This is a genomic window from Enterobacter quasimori, from assembly GCF_018597345.1.
Classification (GTDB): domain Bacteria; phylum Pseudomonadota; class Gammaproteobacteria; order Enterobacterales; family Enterobacteriaceae; genus Enterobacter; species Enterobacter mori.
Map to the genome: position 1 here is coordinate 91,479 of NZ_JAHEVU010000008.1, position 11,106 is coordinate 102,584.

Genomic DNA, 11,106 nt, shown 5'->3' on the forward strand with positions numbered 1-11,106 from the left:
AAGGTTTTCCTCCTTATCGTTATCTATTTTCCTGAGGTTTAGCGCGTAGGCCCGGTAAGCGCAGCGCCACCGGGCACCAGGGATAGAACCTTATTTCAGTATAAGGGTTTAAACGTAAGAAAGAGACAGGGCACCCTATGAGCGCCCTGTTTGTTGTAAGGAAAAGTGATTTTAGTCGGCGTCGTAGCCGAGATTAGGGGCCAGCCAGCGTTCCACTTCAGAGACGCTCATCCCTTTGCGCAGGGCGTAATCTTCGATCTGATCCCGCTGCAGCTGCGCCACGGCAAAGTACTTGCTGTCCGGATGGCTGAAGTACCAGCCTGAAACGGACGCGCCCGGCCACATGGCGAACGACTCGGTGAGCTTCATGCCGGTATGCGCTTCGACGTCCAGCAGTTTCCAGATGGTGCCTTTTTCGGTGTGCTCCGGGCAGGCCGGATAGCCCGGCGCCGGGCGAATGCCCTGGTAGTTTTCGCGGATCAGCTCCTCGTTGCTGAGGTTTTCGTTCGCCGCGTAGCCCCAGTGCACCTTACGCACGCGCTCGTGCAGGTACTCGGCGAAGGCTTCCGCCAGGCGGTCGGCAATCGCTTTCACCATGATTTTATTGTAATCATCGTGCTGCGCTTCGAACGCGTCCGCCAGCGCGTCTTCCTCCAGACCGCCGGTTACCGCAAAGGCGCCGATGTAGTCGGCTTTACCGCTCAGCTTCGGCGCGACGAAATCGGCCAGGCAGTAGTTGGCAAAGCCCACTTTCTCGGTTTGCTGGCGCAGATGGCGGCTGACCGCCAGCACGTGGGTGCGGGTTTCATCGCGATAAATTTCCACGTCATCGCCCACGCGGTTCGCCGGGAACAGCCCCACCACGCCGCGCGGGTTGAGGGTTTTCTCTGCGCTCAGCGTGTCAAGCATGTCGTTGGCGTCTTTAAACAGGCGCTTCGCCTCCTCGCCTACCACCTCATCCTCCAGGATGCGCGGATATTTGCCCGCCAGCGACCAGGTCATAAAGAACGGCGTCCAGTCGATGTAGTTGCGCAGCGTTTCAATGCTGGCGCTAACCTCCTGAACGCCCAGGCGATGCGCGACCGGCGGCGTATAGCTCGACCAGTCAAACGCCAGATCGTTATCGCGCGCCGCCTGGAGCGAAACAGGCGGGGTGCGGGGCTTCTTGCGGCCGTGCTGGATGCGAACGGTTTCGTACTCTTTGCGGGTACGCGCCACAAACTCGTCGCGCTGGGCGTCGGAGAGCAGCGCGGAGACCACGCCCACGGTGCGCGAGGCGTTCTGCACGTACACCGTCGGGCCGCTGTAGTTCTGCTCGATTTTCACCGCCGTGTGCGCTTTGGAGGTGGTCGCGCCGCCAATGAGCAGCGGAATTGTGAAGCCCTGACGCTCCATCTCTTTCGCCACGTTGACCATCTCGTCAAGGGACGGGGTAATCAGCCCGGAAAGGCCAATCAGGTCAGCATTCACCTCGCGCGCGGTCTTGAGGATTTTGTCCGCCGGGACCATCACGCCGAGGTCGATAATTTCGTAGTTATTACACTGCAACACTACGCCGACGATATTCTTGCCGATGTCGTGCACGTCGCCCTTCACGGTGGCGATGACCATCTTGCCGTTGCTGGAGCCTTTCTCTTTGCTGGCCTCGATAAACGGCTCCAGGTACGCCACGGCCTGCTTCATCACGCGGGCGGATTTCACCACCTGCGGCAGGAACATTTTGCCCTCGCCAAATAGATCGCCCACCACGTTCATGCCGTCCATCAGCGGCCCTTCGATCACCTCAATTGGGCGGGCTGCCTGCTGGCGCGCCTCTTCGGTATCCTGCTCGATAAACTCGGTGATGCCTTTTACCAGCGAGTATTCCAGACGCTTTTTCACGTCCCAGGCGCGCCACTCGGCCTGCTGAACGTTTGCCGCCTCATCCGATTTGCTGCCGCGGTATTTCTCCGCCAGGTCCAGCATGCGCTCGGTGGCGTCGTCACGGCGGTTAAGGATCACGTCCTCGACGGCATCGCGCAGCTCGGCAGGGAGGTCGTCGTAAATTGCCAGCTGTCCGGCGTTAACGATCCCCATGTCCATTCCGTTGCGGATGGCGTAGTAGAGGAACACGGCGTGGATCGCTTCACGCACCGGGTCGTTACCGCGGAACGAGAACGACACGTTCGATACGCCGCCGGAGATCAGCGCATGCGGCAGTTCGCGCTTGATGTCTTCACACGCCCCGATAAAGTCCTGGGCGTAGTTGTTGTGCTCTTCAATCCCGGTCGCGACGGCGAAGATATTCGGGTCAAAGATGATATCTTCCGGCGGGAAGCCCACCTCTTCGGTCAAAATCTTGTACGCGCGGCGGCATATCTCGATTTTGCGCTCGCGGGTATCCGCCTGGCCCACTTCGTCGAAGGCCATCACCACCACGGCGGCACCGTAGCGGCGGACCCTCTTCGCGTGGTGGATAAAGATATCAACACCCTCCTTCATCGAGATGGAGTTAACGATGCCTTTGCCCTGGATGCACTTCAGCCCTTTTTCAATGACTTCCCATTTGGAAGAGTCAATCATGATCGGCACGCGGGCGATGTCCGGCTCACCGGCGATCAGGTTGAGGAAACGCACCATCGCCGCTTCGGCGTCGAGCATCCCCTCGTCCATGTTGATATCGATAATCTGCGCGCCGCTTTCCACCTGCTGGCGGGCAACGTCCAGCGCTTCACTGTACTTCTCTTCTTTGATCAGGCGCTTGAACTTTGCCGAACCGGTAACGTTAGTACGCTCACCCACGTTCACAAACAGGCTGTCGTCGCCGATGGTCAACGGCTCAAGGCCGGAAAGGCGACAGGCAACCGGAAGCTCGGGCAGCTTGCGCGGCGGCAGCCCGGCCACGGCGTTGCTCATGGCGGCGATGTGCTCCGGCGTGGTGCCGCAGCAGCCGCCGACGATGTTCAGGAAGCCAGACTCGGCCCACTCGCGGATTTGCGCCGCCATGGTGTCGGCATCGAGATCGTATTCACCGAACGCGTTCGGCAGACCGGCGTTCGGGTGGGCGGTGACGTAGCATTCCGCGATACGGGAAAGCTCCTGTACGTACTGGCGCAGTTCATCCGGCCCCAGCGCACAGTTGAGGCCAAAGGAGAGCGCGTCGGCGTGGCGCAGGGAGTTATAAAACGCTTCGGTTGTCTGACCGGACAGTGTGCGGCCGGAGGCGTCGGTGATGGTGCCGGAAATCATGATCGGCAGGTCAACGCCCAGCGCCTCGAACTCTTCTTTTACCGCGTAAATCGCAGCTTTGGCGTTGAGGGTGTCGAATACGGTTTCAATCAGGATCAGGTCGGAACCGCCTTCCACCAGCGCTTTGGTCGATTCACGGTAGGCCGCAACCAGCTGGTCAAAGGTGATATTACGAAACGCCGGATCGTTGACGTCCGGTGAAATCGACGCGGTGCGGTTCGTCGGGCCAAGCACCCCGGCAACGTAGCGCGGTTTGTCCGGCGTGCGGGCCGTCCACTCGTCGGCGCAGGCGCGCGCAAGCTTTGCGGCTTCCAGGTTGATCTCCGCCGACAGGGATTCCATCTGGTAATCCGCCATGGCGATGGTTGTCGAGTTGAAGGTGTTGGTCTCAACGATATCCGCACCCGCTTCGAAGTAGGCGTTGTGGATATCCTTAATCACGGACGGCTTGCTAAGCACCAGCAGGTCGTTGTTCCCCTTCAGGTCGCAGGGCCAGTCGGCAAAGCGCTCGCCGCGGAAATCGTCTTCACTGAGACGATAGCCCTGGATCATGGTGCCCATGCCGCCGTCCAGCACCAGAATTCGTTCATTTAACTGCGCACGCAGTTGCTCTACTTTGCTGCTCACACTTGCTCCCGACAACGCTCAACAAGGCCAAAAGGCTGCGTTCCATACTGGCACAATCTCGCAGGGTGGAAAAGTCGCTCAGGGGTAACATGAGACATGTTCACCATCACTCCTCCGATCAGTCAGGATAACGGTTGCAAATTCACCAAATAAAACGAAAATGATTTCCACGATACAGAAAAAGGAGATCGTCATGGTCGCGACCGTTCCCGCCAAACGCGGCAGAAAGCCTGCTGCCACCGCCGCCGCACAACAGGGCGGACAGGTTCAATCGCTCACGCGCGGTCTGAAGCTGCTGGAGTGGATAGCCGAGTCGCACAGCAGCGTGGCCCTGACGGAGCTGGCCCAGCAGGCTGGCCTGCCGAACTCCACGACGCACCGCCTGCTGACCACCATGCAGCAGCTGGGCTTTGTGCGTCAGGTGGGCGAGCTGGGGCACTGGGCGGTGGGCGCGCACGCGTTTATCGTCGGCAGCAGCTTCCTGCAGAGCCGCAACCTGCTGGCGATTGTGCACCCGATTCTGCGCAAGCTGATGGAGGAGTCCGGCGAGACCGTAAACCTGGCGGTACTGGACCAGAGCGATCATCAGGCGATTATCATCGACCAGGTGCAGTGCACGCAGTTGATGCGCATGTCCGCACCGATTGGCGGCAAGCTGCCGATGCACGCGTCCGGGGCGGGGAAAGCATTTCTCTCGCAGCTGAGCGAGGAGCAGGTGACGGGGCTGCTGCACCGTAAAGGGCTGCACGCCTACACCCACGCCACGCTGGTGTCGCCGGTGCATCTGAAAGAAGATCTGGCCCTGACCCGCAAGCGTGGCTATTCGTTTGATGATGAAGAACATGCCCTGGGCCTGCGCTGCCTCGCGGCCTGCATTTTTGACGAGCACCGCGAGCCGTTTGCCGCCATCTCCATCTCCGGGCCGATTTCGCGCATGACCGACGACCGCGTGACCGAGCTCGGTGCGCTGGTGATTAAGGCGGCGAAAGAGGTCACGCTGGCGTACGGTGGGATTCGTTAAAGTTGAGTGCGGCCTGATGTCCTCACCCCGGCCCTCTCCCAAAGGGAGAGGGAGAAAAGCGGATGCAAAACCGCTGCTTGCGGCGGTATGCATACACATCTTCCACGTGCCCATTTTTGATCCGCGTTTGCAGCCCGCGCCAGTAGCTGGCGCGGAACAGATCCTCATGCATCTCTTCGAATAGCGGCCCGATGCGCGGGTCGGCGCACAGCCAGTGGCGAAACTCCTCCGGAAACACGTCGCCCGGCGAGACGCTGTACCACGGCTCGCCGGAAAGCTCATCTTCCGGGTAGCGGGGCGGTGGGATATCGCGGAAATTCACCTCGGTCATGTAGCAAATTTCGTCGTAATCGTAGAACACCACCCGCCCGTGACGGGTGACGCCGAAGTTTTTAAACAGCATGTCGCCCGGGAAAATATTGGCGGCGGCAAGCTGGCGAATCGCGTTGCCGTACTCTTCAATCGCATCTCTTAAAGCCTGACCTTCGGACTGCTCAAGCCAGATATTCAGCGGCACCATGCGGCGCTCAATGTAGAGATGACTAATCACGATTTTGTCACCCAGATCGGTGATTTTCGCGGGCGCTTCCTGCATCAACAGCGCCATGAGCGCCGGGTCGATCTGCTGTTTATCCAGCACAAAGTTTTCGAACTCCTGGGTATCCGCCATGCGCCCGACGCGATCGTGCTCTTTGACCAGCTGATAGCAAGCGCGAACGTGCGCGGCGGTCATCTCTTTCTGCGGGGCGAATCTGTCCTTAATCACCTTAAAGACCCGGTCGAAGCCCGGCAGCGTAAAGACCAGCATCACCATACCGCGAATGCCTGGCGCTTCGATAAACTGCTCGTCGGCCGTGGTGACATAGCGCAGGTACTCCCGGTAGCTTTCCGTCTTGGCGTGCTTCTGGCAGCCAATCGCCATATATAGCTCGGCGGTGGTTTTGCCCGGCAGGATCTCGCGCAGCCACTCCACCAGCGCGGCAGGCAGCGGGGCGTACACCATGAAATAAGAGCGGGCGTAACCAAACACGATGCTGGCCTCGGCGCCGGTCGTCAGGCAGGTATCGACAAACAGTTCCCCGTCGTCGGTACGGTGAATCGGCAGCAGAAACGGCACAATGGCGGTCGGCGTAACCAGTTTGCCCACCAGCCAGGCGGCTTTATTGCGGTAGAAAAGCTCGTTGGCCACCTGCAAATGGCTGTGGCTGAGCACCTCCGCGCCGAAGGTTTCGTTGAGATGGGTATGAATATAGCCGATATCCCGGGTTTTATTCTCCCAGGGCAGGCGCAGCGGCAAATCCGTTAGCACGCGGTGCAGGAGCTTTTCCCATCCGCGATCGGGAAAGAAATCTTTCGCCAGCGGACGCGGAATGGTGCGAAAGCGTCGCTCGGGCTGGGAGCTGAAGATAAATAACCGCTCAGGAGATAATGAGCGGTGGTCAAATAACCGGCAATAGACGGAGTTGAAAAAGCTCTCCGCAATCTCGAAGCGAGGGTAGTCGGGTAACAAATGGGTGTAATGCTCTTTGACGCGCAGTAAAAAATCCGCGTCTGGACTTTTACCGTCGGTAATACAGCGCAGCTGCTCCACCACCAGACCCACGTGGTGATCATAGAGATGGATACGCTGCTTCATGGCCTGCTGAACCGCATGCCAGTCGGCGTGTTCAAAGCGCTGCTGCGCGCCGGAAGTCACTTCAAGAAAACGACCATACTGGGCATCAAAGCCCTGCAAAATAGTTTGGGCAATCAGTAATTCCAGGCCACGCGACATATATTCCCCTTACCCAACCCTCTCCCCAGGGGGGAGAGGGGGAAAAGATTAGAACTGTGCTTCTTCCGTTGAACCCGTTAAGGCGGTGACGGAGGAGGTGCCGCCCTGAATAATTGTGGTCACATTATCAAAGTAGCCGGTTCCCACCTCCTGCTGGTGAGACACGAAGGTGTAGCCGTCTTTACCCGCGGCAAACTCCGGCTGCTGCACCTTCTCAACGTAGTGCTTCATGCCCTCACCCTGCGCGTAGGCGTGCGCCAGGTCGAACATGTTAAACCACATGCTGTGGATGCCTGCCAGGGTAATGAACTGGTATTTGTAGCCCATGTCGGACAGCTGCTGCTGGAAGCTGGCGATGGTTTTGTCATCCAGCTTTTTCTGCCAGTTGAAGGACGGCGAGCAGTTGTAGGCCAGCAGCTTGCCCGGGTATTTCGCGTGGATGGCGTCAGCAAAGCGTTTTGCCAGCGCCAGATCCGGCGTGGAGGTTTCACACCAGACCAGGTCCGCGTAAGGCGCGTACGCCAGACCGCGGCTGATCGCCTGCTCAATGCCGGCGTGGGTACGATAGAAACCTTCACTGGTACGCTCGCCGGTGATGAACTCGCTGTCGTACGGATCGCAGTCAGAGGTGATCAGGTCCGCCGCGTCGGCATCGGTACGGGCAATCACCAGCGTCGGCACGCCGAGCACGTCAGCCGCCAGACGCGCGGCAACCAGCTTCTGCACGGCTTCCTGGGTAGGAACGAGCACCTTACCGCCCATATGTCCGCACTTCTTCACTGACGCCAGCTGGTCTTCGAAGTGAACGGCCGCTGCACCGGCCTCAATCATCGATTTCATCAGCTCGAAGGCGTTCAGCACGCCTCCGAAGCCCGCTTCCGCATCCGCGACGATCGGCAGGAAGTAGTCAATAAAGCGCAGATCGCCAGGTTCGATACCGGCAGCCCACTGGATCTGATCCGCACGGCGGAAAGTGTTGTTGATCCGATCCACAACCGACGGCACGGAGTTAGCCGGATAGAGCGACTGATCCGGGTACATGCTGGAGGCCAGGTTGGCGTCCGCCGCGACCTGCCAGCCGGAGAGGTAAATCGCCTCAATACCGGCCTTCGCCTGCTGCAGCGCCTGACCGCCGGTCAGCGCGCCGAGGCTGTTGATGTAGCCCTTTTTAGAGCCACCGTGCAGCAGCTTCCACATTTTCGCCGCGCCATTTTGCGCCAGCGTGCATTCCGGGTTGACCGAGCCGCGTAATTTCACCACTTCCTCCGCGCTGTAAGGACGGCGGATGCCTTCCCAGCGAGGTTGTGTCCACTCTTTCTTTAACTCTTCGATTTGTTGGGTACGGGTTTTCATGTGCAGATGCTCCATATTGTTATGTGGTGAGTTACGCCAGGAAGCGGTAGCCCGGCAGGGTCAGGAAGTCGATTAAGTCATCTGATGTGGTGATTTGCTCCATCAGGCGCGCAGCGTCGTCAAAACGCCCGCTGCTGAAGCGGTGTTCGCCCAGCTCGTCCTGGATCACCCGCATCTCTTCGGCCAGCATCTGGCGGAACAGAGATTTGGTCACCGGCTTGCCGTTGCTGAGCGTTTTTTGATGGTGGATCCACTGCCAGATTGAGGTACGTGAGATCTCCGCCGTCGCAGCATCTTCCATCAGGCCGTAGATCGGCACGCAGCCGTTGCCGGAGATCCACGCTTCGATGTATTGCACGGCGACGCGAATATTGGCACGCATGCCTTCCTCCGTACGCTCCCCTGCACACGGGGCCAGCAGCTGTTCTTCTGCGATGGGTGCATCGTCTTCACGCGTGACAAACAGCTGGTTTTTGTTGTCGCCGAGAACGCGGTTAAAGACTTCCATTGCCGTATCGGCCAGACCAGGGTGAGCAATCCACGTGCCGTCGTGACCGTTACGGGCTTCAAGTTCTTTATCGGCTTTCACCTTGTTGAGCACCTGGTTATTGCGCTCTGCATCTTTGCTCGGAATGAATGCAGCCATGCCGCCCATCGCAAAGGCACCGCGCTTGTGGCAGGTTTTAATCAGCAGACGCGAGTAGGCGCTGAGGAATGGTTTATCCATAGTGACCACCTGGCGATCCGGCAGCACGCGATCGCCGTGATTTTTCAGGGTTTTGATGTAGCTGAAGATGTAGTCCCAGCGTCCGCAGTTCAGGCCGACAATATGATCGCGCAGCGCGTGCAGGATTTCATGCATCTGGAATACCGCAGGTAGCGTTTCAATTAGCAGCGTGGCCTTGATGGTGCCGCGCGGCAGGTCAAAACGGTCTTCCGCATAGCTAAAGACTTCGCTCCACCAGGCCGCTTCCTGCCAGGCCTGCGTTTTTGGCAGATAGAAATACGGGCCGCTGCCTTTTGCCAGCAGGTTCTTGTAGTTGTGGAAGAAATAGAGCGCAAAATCAAACAGGCTTCCCGGAATGGCTTCCCCACGCCAGGTGACATGTTTTTCGGGCAGGTGCAGCCCGCGCACGCGACAGATCAGTACCGCCGGGTTCGGTTTAAGCTGGTATATTTTGCCGGCTTCGTTGGTATGGCTGATGGTGCCGTTTACGGCGTCGCGCAGGTTGATCTGTCCGTCGATGACCTTACGCCAGTCCGGCGCCAGCGAGTCTTCAAAATCGGCCATAAAGACCTTAACGTTGGCGTTCATGGCGTTGATCACCATTTTGCGCTCTACCGGACCGGTGATCTCAACGCGACGATCCTGCAAATCTTCAGGGATGCCGCGGATTTTCCACTCGCCACGTCGAATGGAAGCGGTTTCCGAAATGAATCCAGGCAACTTGCCATCGTCAATTTCCTGCTGCTGATGAATACGCGCCGCCAGCAGCTTATTGCGCTGTGGCGTAAAGCGGGTCACCAGTTCAGTCAGAAATTCTACCGCTTCCGCCGTCAAAACTTGCTGTTCTTGCTCGCCATACGGCTGGGTAAAGGCCAGTTCATCAACCGTCGTTGCCTGTTGAGTCATTTCTCTGCTCCTCATCAAAGATCCAAAATCACGCCCCCAATGCGAACGAAAGATCGTTGGGTAGTTTTCGCTCAGCAGAATTAAGACTATCTCTATTTTTTCCAAAATCAAAAACAATTTCCATTTTAATTATAGATTGTGATTAATTGATTGATTTTATTAGTATTAAAGTTTGACAGAACTGTGAGTGATATTTCGGAAATAAAAAAGGCACCCGAAGGTGCCTGATTTGAATAGCTGAAACGCTTTAGGATCGTTTAGTGCAGACGATTACTCCAGCGTTGGATTCATGTGACGCAGATCGTATGGCGTTATCTGATAGACGTAATAGTTGAGCCAGTTAGTGAAAAGCAAATTCCCGTGGCTGCGCCAGGTTGCTCTCGGTTTGTTTTGCGGATCGTCTTTCGGGAAATAGTTGTACGGGACATCCGGATTGAGACCCGCTTCGACATCACGGAAATACTCTGACGCGAGGGTATGTGGATCGTATTCAGGATGCCCGGTAACAAAGGCAATACGCTTATCTTTGCTGGCAAACAGGTAGGCGTCTCCCTCTTCCGTTTCGGCCAGGATCTCCAGATCGGTGTAATCACGAATCAGCTGGGCCGGGAAATCGGCGTAGCGAGAATGCGGGGCCAGGAAAGAGTCATCAAACCCGCGCGTTAGCAACGCATGTGGATGAAGAATATGGTGTTCGTATACGCCGGAGAGCTTTTCAGTGCGGGTTTGCTTGGGGATGCCATAGAGAATATTCAGTGCGGCTTGTACCGCCCAACAGACAAACAGCGTGGACGTGACGTGATCTTTTGCCCACTCCAGAACCTGTTTGATCTGCGGCCAGTAGGCGACATCGTTAAATTCAACCAGACCCAGCGGGGCGCCGGTCACAATCAGTCCGTCGAAGTTTTCACCCTGAATGTCATCGAAGTTGCAGTAGAAGTTGTTCAGATGCTCAGAAGGCGTGTTACGTGACTCACGGGCGTCGATTCGCAGCAGCTGAATATCGACCTGCAGCGGGGAGTTCGACAGAAGACGCAGGAACTGGTTTTCTGTTTCGATCTTTTTGGGCATCAGATTGAGAATAAGCACCTTCAGCGGGCGAATTTCCTGACCTGTCGCACGTGAAGCCGTCATGACGAAGACGTTTTCTTCACGCAAGAAATTGACGGCTGGTAGCTCGTCCTGCACCCGAATCGGCATAGCTTTATATCCTCACAGCATACGTATAAACGTTTAGACATCCAGATAGCTAACGATACCCAGAAATGGTTTGAATGTCGAGTCTGCAGGCAGAAGGTGAGAAAGTTTCAAGGAGAGGATGGTGCGGTTTGATGCCCTCACCCCGTCCCTCTCCCACAGGGAGAGGGAGAAAACAAAAGCAAAAAACCCCGCACCTTTCGGTACGGGGTTCTTCTTAATTGATGCCTGGCAGTTCCCTACTCTCACATGGGGAGACCCCACACTACCATC

7 protein-coding genes are annotated in these 11,106 nt (G+C 57.4%); 1 reads left to right on the forward strand and 6 read right to left on the reverse strand.

Annotated elements, in window-relative coordinates; all coding sequences use genetic code 11:
• Positions 1–171 precede the first annotated feature (171 nt).
• Positions 172–3,855: a methionine synthase gene (gene metH, locus KK102_RS21275; protein WP_216358380.1), complete on the reverse strand. Its 3,684-nt coding sequence runs from the start codon at positions 3,853–3,855 to the stop codon at positions 172–174.
• Between the two features lie 193 nt (positions 3,856–4,048).
• Between metH and iclR the strand changes: the two genes are divergently transcribed.
• Entirely contained in the window at positions 4,049–4,876 is an 828-nt protein-coding gene (gene iclR, locus KK102_RS21280) for a glyoxylate bypass operon transcriptional repressor IclR (protein ID WP_139210932.1), read from the forward strand.
• Between the two features lie 22 nt (positions 4,877–4,898).
• Here the strand turns inward: iclR and aceK are convergent, their stop codons facing one another.
• From aceK to KK102_RS21305, 5 genes are all read right to left on the reverse strand, one after another.
• Positions 4,899–6,650 carry a bifunctional isocitrate dehydrogenase kinase/phosphatase gene (gene aceK, locus KK102_RS21285; RefSeq protein ID WP_216358381.1) on the reverse strand — a complete coding sequence of 584 codons (1,752 nt, stop codon included), beginning with the start codon at positions 6,648–6,650 and terminating at the stop codon, positions 4,899–4,901.
• Positions 6,651–6,698: 48 nt separating this feature from the next.
• Complete coding sequence (gene aceA, locus KK102_RS21290) at positions 6,699–8,003, reverse strand: isocitrate lyase (protein ID WP_216358382.1); 1,305 nt, start codon at positions 8,001–8,003, stop codon at positions 6,699–6,701.
• Between the two features lie 31 nt (positions 8,004–8,034).
• A complete protein-coding gene (gene aceB / locus KK102_RS21295) occupies positions 8,035–9,636 on the reverse strand; it encodes a malate synthase A (RefSeq protein WP_216358383.1) in 1,602 nt (533 codons plus the stop codon).
• 270 nt (positions 9,637–9,906) lie between these two features.
• Entirely contained in the window at positions 9,907–10,836 is a 930-nt protein-coding gene (gene metA, locus KK102_RS21300) for a homoserine O-acetyltransferase MetA (protein WP_126546089.1), read from the reverse strand.
• 33 nt (positions 10,837–10,869) lie between these two features.
• The coding region (locus KK102_RS21305) for a hypothetical protein (RefSeq protein WP_216358384.1) at positions 10,870–11,106 on the reverse strand (237 nt) is incomplete at its 5' end.